15 protein-coding genes are annotated in these 16,755 nt (G+C 72.5%); 2 read left to right on the forward strand and 13 right to left on the reverse strand.

Features of this window, described 5'->3' with window-relative positions:
• Window positions 1–122: 122 nt before the first annotated feature.
• From BGM09_RS31720 to BGM09_RS31770, 11 genes are all read right to left on the reverse strand, one after another.
• The gene (locus BGM09_RS31720) at window positions 123–827 is read right to left on the reverse strand and encodes an AAA family ATPase (protein ID WP_188285186.1); all 705 of its coding nucleotides are present in this window, start codon (window positions 825–827) and stop codon (window positions 123–125) included.
• 129 nt (window positions 828–956) lie between these two features.
• Window positions 957–1,397, reverse strand: coding sequence for a type II 3-dehydroquinate dehydratase (gene aroQ / locus BGM09_RS31725; protein WP_188285187.1), 441 nt, complete (start codon window positions 1,395–1,397; stop codon window positions 957–959).
• Window positions 1,394–2,500: a 3-dehydroquinate synthase gene (gene aroB / locus BGM09_RS31730; protein ID WP_188285188.1), complete on the reverse strand. Its 1,107-nt coding sequence runs from the start codon at window positions 2,498–2,500 to the stop codon at window positions 1,394–1,396. The genes aroQ and aroB overlap by 4 nt, the downstream gene beginning before the upstream one ends.
• Window positions 2,497–3,012 (reverse strand): shikimate kinase, encoded by a 516-nt coding sequence (locus BGM09_RS31735; protein ID WP_188285189.1) that lies wholly within the window; start codon window positions 3,010–3,012, stop codon window positions 2,497–2,499. The genes aroB and BGM09_RS31735 overlap by 4 nt, the downstream gene beginning before the upstream one ends.
• Window positions 3,009–4,193 (reverse strand): chorismate synthase, encoded by a 1,185-nt coding sequence (gene aroC / locus BGM09_RS31740; RefSeq protein ID WP_188285190.1) that lies wholly within the window; start codon window positions 4,191–4,193, stop codon window positions 3,009–3,011. The genes BGM09_RS31735 and aroC overlap by 4 nt, the downstream gene beginning before the upstream one ends.
• Window positions 4,194–4,329: 136 nt before the next feature.
• Window positions 4,330–5,178 (reverse strand): shikimate dehydrogenase, encoded by an 849-nt coding sequence (locus tag BGM09_RS31745; RefSeq protein WP_188285191.1) that lies wholly within the window; start codon window positions 5,176–5,178, stop codon window positions 4,330–4,332.
• Between the two features lie 18 nt (window positions 5,179–5,196).
• The gene (mltG, locus tag BGM09_RS31750) at window positions 5,197–7,179 is read right to left on the reverse strand and encodes an endolytic transglycosylase MltG (RefSeq protein ID WP_188285192.1); all 1,983 of its coding nucleotides are present in this window, start codon (window positions 7,177–7,179) and stop codon (window positions 5,197–5,199) included.
• Window positions 7,180–7,281: 102 nt separating this feature from the next.
• Window positions 7,282–7,746, reverse strand: coding sequence for a Holliday junction resolvase RuvX (ruvX, locus tag BGM09_RS31755; protein ID WP_188285231.1), 465 nt, complete (start codon window positions 7,744–7,746; stop codon window positions 7,282–7,284).
• Window positions 7,747–7,793: 47 nt separating this feature from the next.
• Window positions 7,794–10,463 carry an alanine--tRNA ligase gene (gene alaS / locus BGM09_RS31760; protein WP_188285193.1) on the reverse strand — a complete coding sequence of 890 codons (2,670 nt, stop codon included), beginning with the start codon at window positions 10,461–10,463 and terminating at the stop codon, window positions 7,794–7,796.
• The gene (locus BGM09_RS31765) at window positions 10,463–10,768 is read right to left on the reverse strand and encodes a DUF6167 family protein (protein ID WP_188285194.1); all 306 of its coding nucleotides are present in this window, start codon (window positions 10,766–10,768) and stop codon (window positions 10,463–10,465) included. Before BGM09_RS31765 ends, alaS begins: the two co-directional genes overlap by 1 nt.
• 6 nt (window positions 10,769–10,774) lie before the next feature.
• A complete protein-coding gene (locus BGM09_RS31770) occupies window positions 10,775–11,299 on the reverse strand; it encodes a DUF948 domain-containing protein (RefSeq protein ID WP_188285195.1) in 525 nt (174 codons plus the stop codon).
• A 253-nt stretch (window positions 11,300–11,552) separates the two neighbouring features.
• Between BGM09_RS31770 and BGM09_RS31775 the strand changes: the two genes are divergently transcribed.
• A complete protein-coding gene (locus BGM09_RS31775; RefSeq protein ID WP_188285196.1) occupies window positions 11,553–13,712 on the forward strand; it encodes an ATP-binding protein in 2,160 nt (719 codons plus the stop codon).
• Between the two features lie 192 nt (window positions 13,713–13,904).
• On the opposite strand, the gene rpsD is transcribed toward BGM09_RS31775, so the two are convergent.
• Window positions 13,905–14,519, reverse strand: a complete 615-nt coding sequence (gene rpsD / locus BGM09_RS31780; protein WP_188285197.1) for a 30S ribosomal protein S4 — start codon at window positions 14,517–14,519, stop codon at window positions 13,905–13,907.
• A gap of 133 nt (window positions 14,520–14,652) precedes the next feature.
• Between rpsD and BGM09_RS31785 the strand changes: the two genes are divergently transcribed.
• The gene (locus BGM09_RS31785) at window positions 14,653–15,372 is read left to right on the forward strand and encodes a DUF2470 domain-containing protein (RefSeq protein WP_188285232.1); all 720 of its coding nucleotides are present in this window, start codon (window positions 14,653–14,655) and stop codon (window positions 15,370–15,372) included.
• Window positions 15,373–15,385: 13 nt separating this feature from the next.
• Here the strand turns inward: BGM09_RS31785 and BGM09_RS31790 are convergent, their stop codons facing one another.
• Complete coding sequence (locus BGM09_RS31790) at window positions 15,386–16,747, reverse strand: replication-associated recombination protein A (protein ID WP_188285198.1); 1,362 nt, start codon at window positions 16,745–16,747, stop codon at window positions 15,386–15,388.
• Between the last annotated feature and the right edge of the window lie 8 nt (window positions 16,748–16,755).

Genomic DNA, 16,755 nt, shown 5'->3' on the forward strand with positions numbered 1-16,755 from the left:
GCCGCGGCCCGGCTTCCTGAGCGCGTCCACCCGTGGCGGCGGGCGCTCTCCCCACCGTGAGGCCGCACCGCCGACCCTTGCGGGCGGGCTACCGGACCGGCGGGCTACCGGACCTCGGCGGGCTACCAGATCGGCGGCCCCTGGGCGCTGCGGGCCACGACGCGGTCGAGTGCGGCGGCAGCGGAGACCACGTCGAGCTGGGAATTGTCGATGATGGGCAGGCCCGAGCCGTACCAGCCCGCCATACGGCCGTGGATCCGGGCGACTTCCTCGTCCGACAGCCGGCGGTTGCCGGTGCGCTCCGCGTTGCGGGTCAGGACGACGTCGAGTCCCGGGAGCAGGACGACGGGGAGCAGGCCGGGCCCGACGTGCCGCTTCCAGCCGCCGAGGCCGACGGCGGGTCGGTCGGGGAAGACGGCGTCGTCGATGATGCAGGAGACGCCGTTGGCCAGGAAGTTACGGGCGGCGAAGCCGCAGGTGCGGCGGGCCAGCCGGTACTGCGCCTCGGAGTGCTCGTTCCACCCCGCCTGCGGGTCGGCGAAACCGGCCCGCACCCATTCGCGTACGTCGTCCAGGCTGATGTGCGCGGTCGGCGCGCCGCGGTGGTCGGCCCAGTGCCGCGCGATCGTCGTCTTGCCCGCCCCCGCGGCGCCGATCAGCAGCACGGCTATCGGGCCGTGCGAGGCGCCGGACAGCGAGCCGTTGCCGTGCGGCGCCGGGACCTGCACGGGCGCGGGCGACGACAGCGGGAAGTGCCCCGTACTGACGCCCGTCCCCTGGGGCGGGGTGGGGCCACCGGGCTGCGGCGCCCCCACAGCGTGCTGCATCTCGCCCCACTCCATCCCGTACGGAGGATCAGCTTCTTCAACCGGCCGGTAACGAACCCGTTCGACACGGAACGGTACAGCCCCTGACCGCCGTTGTGTGAACGAGCCGCGCTCCTGCGGGGTGCCCTTCTACGAGGCGCCGTCCTCCGCGAGGGCGCGCAGCGCCAGCCGGTAGGAGCCGATGCCGAATCCGGCGACCGTACCGGAGGCGACGGCGGCCACGACGGAGTTGTGCCGGAACGCCTCGCGCGCGTACGGGTTGGAGATGTGCACCTCGATCAGCGGCGCGGTCCGCTGCGCGGCGGCGTCGCGCATCGCGTAGGAGTAGTGCGTGAAGGCGCCGGGGTTGAGGACGACGGGAATCCGCCCGTCGGCCGCCTCGTGCAGCCAGCCGATCAGCTCCGCCTCGTCGTTGGTCTCGCGGACCTCGACGTCGAAGCCCAGTTCGGCGCCGAGCTCGGTGCACTCCTGGACCAGACCGGCGTACGAGGTCGCCCCGTAGACGTCGGGCTCGCGGGAGCCGAGGCGCCCGAGGTTGGGGCCGTTGAGCACCAGGACGCGGGTGGTCACGCGGAGACCTCCCCGTAGGCGGCGAGCAGGACGGCCGGGTCGGGGCCCTCCAGCACGGTCGGCTTGGCGAGCCCGTCGAGGACGATGAAGCGCAGCATGTCGCCGCGGGACTTCTTGTCGACCTTCATGGTCTCCACCAGCTTCGGCCACTGGTCGCCGCGGTAGGTCAGCGGCAGTCCGACGGACTCCAGTACGGCGCGGTGCCGGTCGGCGGTCGCGTCGTCCAACCGCCCGGCCAGGCGGCCGAGTTCGGCGGCGAAGACCATGCCGACGGAGACGGCGGCGCCGTGCCGCCAGTTGTAGCGCTCGTTCTTCTCGATCGCGTGCGCCAGCGTGTGGCCGTAGTTGAGGATCTCGCGGAGCCCGGACTCCTTGAGGTCGGCGGAGACGACCTCGGCCTTGACCCGGATGGCGCGCTCGATCAGCTCGCCGGTGTGCGGGCCCTCGGGGCCGCGGGCCGCGGCGGGGTCGGACTCGATCAGGTCGAGGATGCCGGGGTCGGCGATGAATCCGGCCTTGATGATCTCGGCGAGGCCGCTGACGTAGTCGTTGACCGGCAGCGAGGCGAGCGCGGCGAGGTCGCAGAGGACTCCGGCGGGCGGGTGGAAGGCGCCGACCAGGTTCTTGCCCTCGGCGGTGTTGATGCCGGTCTTGCCGCCCACGGCCGCGTCGACCATGCCGAGCACGGTGGTGGGCACGGCGATCCAGCGCACTCCGCGCAGCCAGGTCGCGGCGACGAAACCGGCCAGGTCGGTGGTGGCGCCGCCGCCGACGCCCACGATCACGTCGGTGCGGGTGAAGCCGGTCTGGCCGAGCGCCTTCCAGCAGTAGGCGGCGACCTCGGCGGTCTTGGCCTCCTCGGCGTTCGGGAGCTGGATGGCGATGGCCTCGAAGCCCTGTTCCGCGAGGTCCTCGCGGATCGCCTCGCCGGTCCCGGCCAGCGCCTCGGGGTGCAGGACGGCCACGCGGCGCGCCTCGGGGCCGATGAGTCCCGGCAGTTCGCCGAGGAGCTGGTGACCGACCAGCACCTCGTACGCCTCGGTGCCCGCCGTGGCACCGACCTGGATACGGGTGGGGGGCGCCACCGCGTCGTTCTCGCTCATGCGTCCTTCAGTTGGAGTGCGTCGAGAACGGCCTCGGCCACGTCCTCGGGGGTGCGGTCGTCGGTGCTGACCACGGCGCGGGCGATCTCCGTGTACAGCGGGCGGCGTACGTCCATCAGCTCGCGCCACTGCTGGCGCGGGTTGACCGCGAGCAGCGGGCGCGGCGCGTCCAGGCCGACGCGGCGGACGGCCTGGTGCAGGCCGACGTCAAGGAAGACCACCGGCAGACCGGCCAGCAGGTCGCGGGTGGGGCCGTCCATGACGGCGCCGCCGCCCAGCGACAGCACTCCCTCGTGCTCGGCGACGGCGGTGCGGACCGCGGCGCGTTCCAGCTCGCGGAAGCGCGGCTCGCCGTCGTCGATGAAGATCTCGGGGATCGGCTTGCCCGCGACGGCCTCCACATCGGCGTCGGTGTCGCGGTACGTGGTGCCCAGCCGGTCGGCGAGCGCGCTGCCGACGGTGGTCTTGCCCGCTCCGGGCGGGCCGACGAGGACGATCGCCGGGCCGGTCACTTGATCGCCAGGTTGTCGAGGAAGCCGCGCACGCTGCGCCGGGTCTGTACGACCGAGTCGCCGCCGAACTTCTCCGCGACCGCGTCGGCCAGCACCAGGGCGACCATCGCCTCGGCGACGATGCCCGCCGCGGGCACCGCGCACACGTCGGAGCGCTGGTGGTGGGCCTGGGCGACCTCGCCGGTGGTGACGTCGACGGTGGCGAGCGCGCGCGGCACGGTGGCGATCGGCTTCATCGCGGCGCGGACCCGCAGCACCTCTCCCGTGCTCATGCCGCCCTCGGTGCCGCCGGACCTGCCGGAAGCGCGCCGGATGCCGTCCGGGCCCGGCACGATCTCGTCGTGCGCCTGGGAGCCGGGCACCCGGGCCAGGTCGAAGCCGTCGCCGACCTCGACGCCCTTGATCGCCTGGATGCCCATCAGCGCGGCGGCCAGCCGTGCGTCGAGCCTGCGGTCCCAGTGGACGTGCGAACCGAGGCCGACCGGCACTCCGTACGCCAGCACCTCCACGACGCCGCCGAGCGTGTCGCCGTCCTTGTGGGCCTGGTCGATCTCCGCGACCATCGCCTTGCTCGCGTCCGCGTCCAGGCAGCGGACCGGGTCCGCGTCCAGCCGCTCCTCGTCGCCGGGCACGGGCACCACCCCGTAGGGCGCCTTCGCCCCGGCCAGTTCCACCACGTGCGAGACGATCTCGATGCCCGCGGTCTCCTTCAGGTACGACCGCGCGACCGCGCCCAGCGCCACCCGCGCCGCGGTCTCCCGCGCGCTGGCCCGCTCCAGCACCGGCCGCGCCTCGTCCAGGTCGTACTTCTGCATCCCCGCCAGGTCGGCGTGGCCGGGTCGCGGCCGGGTCAGCGGCGCGTTGCGCGCCAGGCCCGCCAGGATCTCCGGGTCCACCGGGTCGGCCGCCATGACCTGTTCCCACTTGGGCCACTCGGTGTTGCCGACCATCACGGCCACCGGGCTGCCCATGGTGAGGCCGTGCCGTACGCCGCCCAGGAAGGTCACCTCGTCGCGCTCGAACTTCATCCGCGCCCCGCGCCCGTATCCGAGCCGCCGCCGCGCCAGCGCGTCCGCCACCAACTCCGTGGTGACCGGCACCCCGGACGGCAGCCCCTCCAACGTCGCGACGAGTGCGGGTCCGTGCGACTCCCCCGCGGTCAGCCAGCGCAACCTGCTCAACGGTGCTCCCTCGATGTGCGCGTCCCGGTCCGGCCGCCCCCGAGCAACGGCGTGCCGTCCTGTCCCCCGATCCTCCCACGCCGAGGTGCCGTGCCCCGACACGGTCCACCGTGCGGACAGCGACCGGTCGGACCCGTCATCCCCGCGGCAGCGCGGCCTCGCCCGCCGCGCGCATGGCCGCGAGGGGGGCGGGGGCGCGGCCGGTGTACCGCTCGATCTGGAGGACGGCCTGGTGGACCAGGAGGTCGAGGCCGCCGATGACCGGGGCGTCGCGCGTGGACCAGGCGGCGGCCAGCGGGGTGGGCCAGGGGTCGTAGAGGACGTCGAAGAGGGCGCCGGGGGTGGGCGGGACGGCGGCGGCGAGGTGGTCGGCGGCGCCGGCCGGGGTGGTGGCGATGACCAGCGGCTCGTCGAGGGCCTTGGCGGCGTCGGCCCAGTCGGCGACGCGCACGGCGACGCCGAGGCGTTCGCCCCACTGCCGCATCTCGGCGGCGCGCGCCGGGCCGCGCACATACGCGGTGACCTCGGCCGTGCCGAGCCGCGCGAGTGCGGCCAGCGCGGAGGAGGCGGTGGCCCCGGCGCCGAGGATCGCCGCTGACGGCGCGGAGGTGATGCCGCGCTCCCGCAGGGCGGCGAGCATGCCGGGGATATCGGTGTTGTCGCCCCTGAGGCGGCCGTCGGGGCCGAGCACGACGGTGTTGACGGCCTCCACGGACGCGGCCGTGTCGGTGATCTCGTCCAGCAGCGGGATCACGGCCCGCTTGAGCGGCATCGTCAGCGACAGACCGCGCCAGACGGCGGGGTCGAGGCCGCCGATGAAGCCGGGCAGCGCGGCCTCGTCGACCTCGAAGCGGTCGTAGCGCCACTCGTCGGCGAGACCCATCGCCTCGAACGCGGCCCGGTGCAGCACCGGGGAGAGCGAGTGCGCGATGGGTGACCCGAGCACCGCCGCACGGCGGATGCCCGGGTGTCCGGTCGTGTCCACGGAAGAAGTGCCCCGGTCCTACTGGCTGTTGTACTGGTCGTAGAGCTTCTGGAACTCGGCGTGCGTCGAGGTGAACTTGGTCGTCTTGCCGTCCAGCGAGATGAAGTAGTACCAGTTCCCGCTGTCGGGGTTCATCGCCGCCTTCAGCGCGTCGACGCCCGGGTTTCCGATCGGCCCCGGCGGCAGGCCCCTGTACTTGTAAGTGTTGTACGGGTCGTCCAGGGACTTGATCTTGGCGAGGCTGATGTTCGTGGCGCTGGTGTTCTTGATGTAGTTGTACGTCGAGTCGAACTGGAGCAGTCCGAAGGTCTCCTTGTTGGTGGTGACCATCCGGTTGTAGACGACCTTGGCCATCTTGCGGAAGTCGTCGTCGGTCTTGCCCTCGGCCTGCACCAGGCTGGCGACGGTGAGCAGTTGCAGCGGCGAGCGGAGATTCTGCTTCTTCGCCTCGGCGACCATGTCGAACTGGGCGTACTGCTTCTTCGCCTCGCCGATCATCTCGCGCAGCAGCACTTCGGGTTTCATGCCCTTGGCAACGCCGTAGCGGGACGGGAAGAGGAAACCTTCCAGCGGGTCCTTGACCTTGGAGCCGGTGTCCGCCCAGTCCGGCAGTCCGAGATTCTTGGCCTGGTCGTGCGCGACCTTCTTCGTGCTGCCCGCGGACAGGCCGAGACGCTTGTCGATGGCGTCGTAGATCTGCGCGTCGCGCATGCCCTCGGCGATGATCATCGCGTTCTGCGACTTGGGGTCGAGCATCATCGTGACGGCCGAGGACGCCGACATCTGCTTGTTGAGGACGTAGACGCCGGCCTGGATGAACTGGCCCTTGGGGTTCTTGCGGGCCGCGGCGGTGAAGGCGTCGACGCTCTTGACCACACCGTCGGACTTGAGGATGTTGCCCATGGTGGTGATCGTCGAGCCCTTGGGGATCTCGACCTGGACCTCGCCCGCGCCGTCGCCCGCGTAGTCGGGGGCCGGGCCGAAGCGGTCCTGGTAGAAGTTGTAGCCGAAGTAGCCGACGCCGCCGAGGCCACCCCCCAGGACGACCAGGACGAGCAGGCAGGCGCAGCCGCTGCGGCGCTTCTTGCCGCCCTTGGCGGGGGCCGACCTGCCCGCGCGCCGACCGCCGCCGCTGGTGGTGGTGGTCGCGGGGGCGTCGTCATCGTCCTCGTCATCGCGGCCGGAGAAGAAGGCGTGCTCGCGCGGGTCGTCGTCCTCCCCCGCGTCCCAGTCGCCGGTGTTGCCCGGTGCGGTCCGCAGCGGGCGCGCGCCCGGCTCCTGCGGGTGACCGCCCTGCACGCCCTGCGCGCCCTGGACCCCTTGCGCGCCCTGCGCCGGACCCTGGCCCTGCGGCTGGCCCTGGCCCTGGCCTTGGCCCTGCGGCTGACCCTGGCCGTGCAGCGGCGCCTGCGGCTGGCCCTGGCCTTGTGGCTGGCCCTGGAACGGCGCCTGCGGCTGCTGCCGGTACTGGGGCTGCTGCGGCGGCGGGTAGCCGTTCTGCCCGTAGAAGTCGGGCTGCGGGCCGCCCGCGTACGGGTCCTGCGGCTGGTGACCGCCATACGGGTCCTGGTGGCCGTATCCGCCGACCGAGTGGGAGCCGGTGTCGTAGCCGTCGTACTGCGCCTGCGGGTACTGCTGTTGTTGAGGGTTCTGCTGGGAGTGGTGCTGGGGGTTCTGCTGCGGGTTCTGCTGGGGCTGGTACTGCCCCTGTGGGTGCTGCGGCTGCTGCTGCGGGTACCCCTGCTGCTGGTACTGCTGCGGGGTCTGGGGGTACTGCTGGCCGCCCTGCTGCTGCGGGGTCTGGGGGTACTGCTGGCCGCCCTGCTGCTGCGGGTACTGCTGCTGGTGCTGACCGGTGGCGTAGGGGTCGTACTCCGCCTGCGGGTACTGCACCTGCTGCTGCGGCGGGTAGGGCTGCTGCGCCTGGTCGTAGCCGTCACCGAAGAGCGGGTCCTCGGGATGCCACGGTTCGGAGCCGGAGCCCCGGCCATAGTCAGTCATCGGTCCCCTTGGTACGCGGTCTGCAACCGGCTTGCCGACCCTGCGAAACGGGCGGCGCCCGAAGGGCGCCGCCGTGTCGCGCGAGACGTTACCGTATCGCGATCAGATGACCACTTCGACGCTCTCGCCCGGAGCTTTACCCGACACCCGTTCGGTCTCCAGCGCACTTTGCAGAATAATGACCGCGGCAGCCTGATCCACTACGGAGCGTCCCTTTTTCGCCTTCACTCCGGAGGCGCGGAGCCCTTGCGTGGCCGTGACCGTGCTCATGCGCTCGTCCACCAGGCGCACCGGAAGCGGCGAGATGACTTTCGCCACATGCTGGGCGAAGCCGCGGACCTTGGCCGCCGCCGGGCCCTCGCCCCCGTTGAGGGAGCGCGGCAGCCCGATGACGACCTCGATCGGCTCGTACTCCGCCACGATCGCGGCGAGCCGCCGCAGCGCCGCGGGCACGTCCCGGCCGGGCACCGTCTCGACCGGCGTGGCGAGGATCCCGTCGGGGTCGCACGAGGCGACCCCGATGCGGGCGTCCCCGACATCCACCGCGATTCTCCGGCCGCGCCGCATCCGAGGACCCTCGTCCTGTCCCGGCGCTTCCTCGGACACGTCCGGTGTCACGCCTTCTCGCCCACCAGGCGCTGGACGGCCTCGACGGCGTCCTGGACCGCGGCCGGATTCTGGCCGCCGCCTTGGGCGACGTCGTCCTTGCCGCCGCCTCCGCCGCCGAGCGTCTTGGCAGCGGTGCGGACCAGCTCGCCGGCCTTGATGCCGCGCTCGCGGGCGGCCTCGTTGGTGGCGATGACGGTCAGCGGGCGGCCGTTGGCGACGGTGAAGAGGGCGACGACGCCGGGGCGCCCGCCGCCGATCCGCTGGCGCACGTCGAGGACGAGCTTGCGCAGGTCGTCGGCACCGGTGCCCTCGGGGACCGTACCGGCGACCAGGGCGACGCCCTTGATGTCGGCGGCGCTCTCGGCGAGCCCGGCGGCGGCCCGGAGGACCTTCTCCGCACGGAAGCGCTCGATCTCCTTCTCGGCGTCCTTGAGCTTGGCGAGCATCCCGGAGATCTTGTCGGGCAGCTCCTCGGGGCGGCCCTTGACCAGCTCGGTGAGCTGGGCGACGACCGTGTGCTCGCGGGCGAGGAAGTGGTAGGCGTCCACGCCGACGAGGGCTTCGACGCGGCGCACGCCGGAGCCGATCGAGGACTCGCCGAGCAGCTTCACCAGGCCGAGCTGCGCGGTGTTGTGCACATGGGTGCCGCCGCACAGCTCCTTGGAGAAGTCGCCGATGGTGACGACCCGGACCCGCTCGCCGTACTTCTCGCCGAATTCGGCGATAGCGCCCTGCTTCTTGGCCTCGGCGATCGGCAGGACCTCGGCGGTGACGTCCAGTTCGCGGGCCAGCACCTCGTTGATCTTCTGCTCGACGTCGGTGAGGACGGCGCCGGGGACCGCGGCCGGGGAGCCGAAGTCGAAGCGGAAGCGGCCGGGGGCGTTCTCGGAACCGGCCTGGGCGGCCGTCGGGCCGAGGGCGTCGCGCAGCGCCTGGTGGGTCAGGTGGGTGGCGCTGTGGGCGCGGGCGATGGCGCGGCGGCGTACGAGGTCGATCCGGGCCAGCACACCGGCGCCGAGGGTGACCTCGCCGACCTGGACGACGCCCTTGTGGACGCTGACGCCGGGCACCGGCTGCTGGACGTCGCGGATCTCGATCACGGCGCCGTTGTCGGCGCGGATCCGGCCGGTGTCGGCGAGCTGGCCGCCGCCCTCGGCGTAGAACGGGGTGCGGTCGAGCACCACTTCGACCTCGTCGCCCTCGGTGGCTGCGGGCGAGGGGACGCCGTCGACCAGCAGGCCGACGACCGTGGCCTCGTTGTGGTTCTGGGTGTAGCCGGTGAACTCGGTGCTGCCGGAGCGGTCGGCGACCTCGCGGTAGGCGGACAGGTCGGCGTGACCGGTCTTCTTGGCACGGGCGTCGGCCTTGGCGCGGTCCCGCTGCTCCTTCATCAGGCGGCGGAAGCCCTCCTCGTCCACCGACAGGCCCTGTTCCGAGGCCATTTCGAGGGTGAGGTCGATCGGGAAGCCCCAGGTGTCGTGGAGCAGGAACGCCTTGTCGCCGGGGAGCACGGCGCCGCCGGCCGACTTGGTCTCGGTGATGGCGGTGTCGAGGATGTTGGTGCCGCCGCTGAGGGCCTTGAGGAAGGCGGTCTCCTCGGCGATGGCGACCGTCTCGATCCGCTTGCGGTCCGAGATCAGCTCCGGGTACTGCTCGCCCATCGTCTTGATGACGACGTCGGCCAGTTCGGCGACGACCGGTGCGGTGGCGCCCATCAGCCGCATATTGCGGATGGCGCGGCGCATGATGCGGCGCAGGACGTAACCGCGGCCCTCGTTGCCGGGGGTGACGCCGTCGCCGATCAGCATCACGGAGGTGCGGATGTGGTCGGCGACCACGCGCAGCGAGACGTCGGTGTCGTGGGCCCGGCCGTAGCGGACACCGGTCAGTTCGGTGGCGCGGTCCATGACGACGCGCAGGGTGTCGGTCTCGTACATGTTCTGTACGCCCTGAAGGATCATCGCGAGGCGTTCGAGGCCGAGGCCGGTGTCGATGTTCTTGCTGGGCAGGTCGCCGAGGATCGGGAAGCTCTCCTTGCCCTCACCGGCGCCGCGCACGTACTGCATGAAGACCAGGTTCCAGATCTCCACGTACCGCTCGTCGTTGACGGCGGGGCCGCCCTCGACGCCGAACTCGGGGCCTCGGTCGTAGTTGATCTCGGAGCAGGGGCCGCAGGGGCCGGGGACGCCCATGGACCAGAAGTTGGGGCCCATGCCGAGGCGCTGGATGCGCTCGGCGGGGACGCCGATGACGTCACGCCAGATCTGCTCGGCCTCGTCGTCCTCCTGGTAGACGGTGATCCAGAGCCGGTCGGCCTCCAGGCCGAAGCCGCCGTCGGCCAGGGAGCCGGTGAGCAGCTCCCAGGCGTACGTGATGGCGCCTTCCTTGAAGTAGTCGCCGAAGGAGAAGTTGCCGCACATCTGGAAGAACGTGCCGTGCCTGGTGGTCTTGCCGACCTCTTCGATGTCCGGGGTGCGGACGCACTTCTGCACGCTGGTGGCGCGGTCGAAGGGCGGCTTGACCTCACCGAGGAAGTACGGCTTGAACGGGACCATGCCCGCCGGGACCAGCAGCAGAGTCGGGTCGTCCGCGATGAGCGACGCCGAAGGGACAACGGTGTGCCCGCGCTCCTCGAAGAAGCGCAGCCAGCGGCGACGGATTTCTGCCGACTCCATCAGTGTTCGTCCTTCCGGTTGTACGCGATGCTCCGGCGCGGTGCCGGGAGTTCGGACGGGATTTCGGATTGCGGGGCGCTGCCGGTGAGGCCGAGCGCGTCCTGGAGTTCGCTCTCGCGCTGCGTCATGCCCGCCCGTACGTCCTGGGCGAACACCCGCAGCCGCGCGCCGGTCTCCAGCGCCCGGTCGGCCGCGGTCGCCGCGAGGCTCTCCGGCGTGAGGCGGCGCAGCGCCCGGTTGACCTTGGTGGTGGCCCAGACGCCGGTGGCGGCGCCGGTGACGAACCAGAACATACGGCGGAACATGTGGCCTCAGTCCTTCGAGCGGTTGCGACGGCCGCCGCGCCGGGCGGCGGGAAGCACCTTGCCTGCCTTGACGGTCCTGGCACGGGAGCGGTCGGTGCCCGCCGCGCCTTTGCCCGCCGCGCCTTTGGCCGACGCGCCTTTGGCCGACGCGCCGTTGGCCGCCGCGCCCGCGCCCGCCGCGCCGGAGGTCCGCAGGCCGACCGCGCGCCGTACGCCGTAGCTGAAGGCGGCGACCTTCACCAGGGGTCCGCCGAAGGCCGACGCGACGGTGGAGGAGAGCGCGGAGGCGTTGGCCGTCACCTCGGCGACCTCCGCGGTGATGGTGTCGACCCGGTCGAGCTGGCTGTGGGCGGTGCGCAGCGCGTCGGAGGCGTCGCCGAGCAGCGGTACGGCCTGCTCGGTGATGCCTGCCACGAGTTCGCTGGTCCGCTTGAGCGTCTGGGCGAGTCTGACCAGCGCGACGGCCAGGAACGAGACCAGGATCGCCCAGAAGACCGCCACGATGAGGCCAGCTACCTCTGCACCGGACACGTTGCTCCGCTCCCTCACCGTCGGCTTCTCACGGACACGTCGCCGCGCTGTCTCGGCCGCTTCTCACGGCCGCTTCCCGCGGCTGTTCTTCACCACGACATCGGCCTCCGACCCTATCGCGCCGGGCCTGCGCGTCCGTACCGCATTACGCGCGCGCCGGGCCTGTCCCACAACCGGGCAAGCGCGGGCGTTATACCACTACTCGGCGTCGGGATTGTACGGTCCGCACACATTCAAGTACGCTCCGTGCACCATGGAGACTGTGGGTAACCTCCCCGCCGAGCTGACCGGCTTCGTCGGCAGGACGTCCGAACTCGCGGCGCTCGACGCACTGTTGTCGCCAGTGGCGGAGTCCCGGCTGAGCACCGTGACCGGAGTCGGCGGGGTGGGCAAGACGCGGCTGGCGCTGCGGGCCGCCAGGCGCGCGCAGGACCGTTTCCTCGGCGGTGTCTGGCTGGTCGACCTGTCCGGGCTCGGCGACGCGTCGCTGCTGGACCACGCGGTCGCGGAGGCGCTGCGGCTGGCGGACCACACCACCCGCCCGACGCGTTCGGTGCTCACCGAGCGGCTGGCCGACCGCGAGCTGCTGCTGGTCTTCGACGGCTATGACCGGGTGCACGCCGAAGTGGCCTCCCTCGCGGCGGAGTTGCTGCGCCGCGCGCCGGGGCTGCGGGTGCTGGCGGCGGGCCGCAGGCCGCTGGGCATCACCGGGGAGCGGCTGCTGCCGCTGGCGCCGCTGCCCGCGCCGGACGCCCACAGCGACGCCGTACGGCTGTTCGCCGAGCGCGCCGCGGCCGTGCTGCCGGGCTTCACCGTGACGGCGGCCAACAGCGGTCCCGTCCTGGAGCTGTGCGCCCGTCTCGACGGGCTTCCGCTCGCCCTCGAACTCGCTGCGGTCCGGCTGCGGGCGCTGTCGGTGGAGCAGGTGCTCGAACGGCTCGACGACCGCTTCCGGCTGCTGACCGGCGGCGACCCCACCGCGCCCGCCCGGCACCGCGCGCTGCGTACGGCAATCGGCTGGAGCCACGAATTGTGCACGCCGGGCCAGCGGCTGCTGTGGGCGCGGCTGTCGGTCTTCGCCGGACGGTTCGACCTGGACGCGGTGGAGTACGTGTGCACGGGTCCCGATCTGGCCGAGGAGGACATCGTGGAGACGGTGTCCGCGCTGGTCGACCAGTCGGTGCTCAGCCGCGAGGAGGGCGCCGACGGCCTGGTGCGCTACCGGATGCTGGACACGGTCCGCGAGTACGGCGCGGGCTGGCTGGCCGCGCTCGGCGACGACGTACGGATGCGGCGGCGGCACCGCGACTGGTACCTGGGCCTGGCCACCTGGTGCGAGCTGGACTGGTTCAGCCCCCGGCAGTCGGAGGTGGCCGCGCGGGTCGAGGCCGAACTGCCCAATCTCCGGCTGGCGTTGGAGTTCAGTCTGGACGGCGCCGCGGACCGGCCGCCGGAGGACCCGGCCGTGGGCCAGTATCTGGCGGGCACCATGTGGTTCTGCTGGGTCGGCTGCGGGCGGCTCGCGGAGGGCAGGCACTGGCTGGAGCGGGCCCTCGACCTCGCCGCGGGGCGCTCGGAGGCGCGCGCCAAGGCGATGTGGGTGTACGGCTATGTGACGCTGCTCCAGGGCGACTCGGTCACCGCGCTCGACGTGCTCCAGCAGTGCCGCAGTGAGGCCGAGGCGACCGACAACGGTACGGCGATGGCGTACGCGGTCCACCGGCTGGGCTGCCTCGCCCTGGTCTCCGACGACATGCCGCGGGCCGAGCGGTTCATCGGTGACGCGCTGCTGCGCTACCGCAGGATCGGCGAACTCAACAGCAACGTCCTCATGGCACAGGTCGAGTTGGCGATGGCGGTGGCCTTCCAGGGCGACGTCGACCAAGCGGTGACCCTCGCCGAGGAGGCCCGCGACATCTGCCACGACCACGGCGAGCGCTGGACGCTGGCCTACGCGCTCTACGTCCTCGCTTACGCCGCCTGGCTCGGCGGCGACCGGGCGCGGGCGCGGCGGCTGGCCGAGGAGGCGCTGGCGATCGACCACGCCTTCCGCGACCTGGTCGGCGCGGTGCTCGCCCTCGAACTGCTGGCCCTCATCACCGAGGACGAGGGCGCCCCGCACGAGGCCGCGGTCCTCCAGGGCGCCGCGGGGCGCCTGTGGGCCTCGGTCGGCCTGCGCCTGTTCGGCTCCCGTTTCTTCAACGCCCCGCACGTGCTGTGCGAGGGGCGCGTGCGCGCGGCGCTGGGTGACGACGCCTACGCCGCCGCCCTGCGCGAAGGTGAGCGGTTCGGTCTGGACGCGGCGGTCCACCGCGCCCTGCACCGCCCGTCGGCCGCCGCCGCCTGCGAGCGCCCCGCCCGGAAGGCGCCCGCCAGGAGCGCGGCCCCCGCGGAGGTGGCCGCCCCCGAGTAAGGGGTATCGGGGCACTTCCCAACGGTGGCCGGGGAACGCACGACGCGACCGACCACGACGGCGGCGTCACAGCCGGCCCCGGGGGCCATTTCCCGTCGTTCCCCGGCCACCGGCCGGCTGACCGCGCCCCTGGGGGCGACCGCCTCCCGGGGCGGGGCGCGGCGCCCCGCCCAGCGACCTCCCCGGAGGGGGTCAGCGGGCGTAGTACTCGACGACGAGCTGCTCGTCGCAGATGACGGGGATCTCGTTGCGGTTGGGGTCCCGGTCCAGGCGGAAGGCGAGGGCCTGGAGGTTGGTCTGGAGGTAGCGGGGAGCTTCGCCCTCACCGGCCCAGCCGCCTTCGCGGGCGACGATGAACGGCGTCTTCTCGCGGGAGCGCTCGCGGACGGTCACGACGTCGTCCGGGCTGACCCGGAAGGACGGCTTGTCGACCTTGCGGCCGTTGACCTCGATGTGGCCGTGCACGACCATCTGGCGGGACTGGTAGATCGTCCGGGCCAGACCGGCGCGGAGCACGAGGGCGTCCAGGCGCCGCTCCAGCTCGATGATCAGGGCCTCGCCGGTCCGCTTGCCGGAGACCTTCTTGGCGCGGTCGTACGCGCGCTGCATCTGCCGCTCGCTGATGTCGTACTGCGCGCGCAGCCGCTGCTTCTCCAGCAGCCGGGTCTTGTAGTCGCTGTTCTGCTTGCGACCGCGACCGTGCTCACCGGGCGGGTAGGGGCGGGCCTCGAAGTACTTGACCGCCTTGGGGGTGAGCGCGATGCCCAGCGCCCGGGACTTCTTGACCTTGGGACGCGACTGATTCACGTGCGTTGAACCTCCGTGTAAATTAGGTAAGGCTTACCTTAGCTGAGGAGAACGCATGTTTCGACCCGGGAACCCCATGCCTGGCGTACCAGCACATGGTCAGCCGCGTCCCGAAGTGGAAGAAGCGCCCCGGCTGCCCTCGGCAGCCGAACGCGCGCGAACTCTCGTCGAGAATAACTCGTCCGCCGTCGTGACGATTCCCGGCCTGGCCACGGCCGGATCCGACGTCATGGCCCCGGTGCGCCGCTCCGTGGGGCCCACAGGCGACGTGTTCCTGCTGCTCCCCGACGAATCCCCCGCCGTGCGCGTGGTGCGGGCCGCGGGCGGCGAGGAGATCGAGGCTGTGCTGGAGATCACGGATGTGGCACCGGTCGCGGTGCCGCACCGGATTCGCGGCAGGGCCTGGGTCGCGGGCTGGCTGACACCCGTCCCGGGCGGCGCGATGGAGTCCGGTACGACGCTGCTCCGCCTGGAGACCGGCGAGATCTCGCTCGACGACCTGTGGGGCGCCGCCCTGGTCGAGCCCGACGAGTTCGCCGACGCCGCCGCCGACCCGCTCGCCGAGTACGAGAGCGAACTGCTCCAGCACCTCGCCGCGGCGCACAGCGCCCAGGTGGGTCTCCTGTGCGCCCTCGTCGGCCGCCACGAGGCGTCCTGCGACGGCGTCTCCGCGGGCTCGCGCCCGCCGCTGAGCGCCGTGCCGCTGGCGCTCGACCGCTTCGGGCTGCGGGTGCGCTTCACCGGCGACAACAGCGTCTTCGACGCCCGCTTCGACTTCCCCGAGCCCGTCTGCGACCGCGACGGACTGCGCCGCTCGATGCACGCGCTCTTCGACGCGGCCCGCGACTCCTGACCCCGGGGGTGTGTCAGTCCGAGGCCGGGGCCTCGCCCGCGAGCCGGGCGCGGACCCGGTCCAGGACGTCCGCGTAACGGGCCTCCGTGCCGTGCCGGGTCGGCTCGTAGTAGCGGCGGTCGCGCAGCTCGTCCGGCGCGTACTGCTGCGCGGCGATGCCGCCGGGCACGTCGTGCGGGTAGACGTACCCCTGGGCGTGGCCGAGCTTGGCGGCGCCCTTGTAGTGGCCGTCGCGCAGGTGCGCGGGCACGGGTCCCGCCTTGCCCGCGCGTACGTCCGCCAGCGCCGCGCCGATCGCGGTGGTGGCCGCGTTGGACTTTGGCGCGAGCGCCAGCGCGATGGTGGCGTGGCTGAGGGTCAGCGCGGCCTCGGGGAAGCCGATCATGGCGACGGCCTGGGCGGCGGCGACGGCGGTGGGCAGGGCGGTGGGGTCGGCGAGGCCGATGTCCTCGCTGGCGGAGATCATCAGGCGCCGCGCGATGAAGCGCGGGTCCTCGCCCGCGTCGATCATGCGGGCGAGGTAGTGCAGGGCGGCGTCCACGTCGGAGCCGCGAATGGACTTGATGAGGGCGCTGGCCACGTCGTAGTGCTGGTCGCCGTCGCGGTCGTAGCGCACGGCGGCCCGGTCGACGGACTCTTCGAGGGTGGCCAGGGTGAGCGCGTCCTCGCCCTTGTCCAGGGCGGAGCCCGCGCCCGCCTCCAGGGCTGTCAGGGCGCGCCGCGCGTCGCCGCCGGCGATCCGCAGCAGGTGCTCCTCCGCGTCCTGCGGCAGGGTCACGGCGCCGCCGAGACCGCGCTCGTCGGTCACCGCGCGGCGCAGCACACCGCGCAGGTCGTCGTCGGTGAGCGGTTCGAGGGTGAGCAGCAGGGAGCGGGACAGCAGCGGCGAGATGATCGAGAAGTACGGGTTCTCCGTGGTGGCCGCGATCAGGGTGACCCAGCGGTTCTCGACGGCGGGCAGCAGCGAGTCCTGCTGGGCCTTGCTGAAGCGGTGGATCTCGTCCAGGAACAGCACGGTCTCGCGCTGGTAGCCGCCCGCCTGGCGCTTGGCGCTCTCGATGACCGCGCGGACCTCCTTGACGCCCGCGGTGATCGCCGAGAGTTCGACGAAGCGCTTGTCTGTGGCCTTGCTGACCACGTACGCCAGCGTGGTCTTCCCGGTCCCCGGCGGACCCCACAGGATCACCGAGGACGCGCCCGCCGGTCCCCCGCCGTCGGCCACCAGGCGGCGCAGCGGGGAGCCGGGGCGCAGCAGGTGCTGCTGGCCGACGACCTCGTCGAGGGTACGGGGCCGCATCCGTACGGCGAGCGGGCTGCTGCCCGGATCCCGCTCGTGACGGTCCTCTGCGGCTGCGGTGAACAGATCTGGCTCCACTCCGGCAG

The organism is Streptomyces sp. CBMA29, assembly GCF_014596445.1.
Lineage (GTDB): Bacteria > Actinomycetota > Actinomycetes > Streptomycetales > Streptomycetaceae > Actinacidiphila.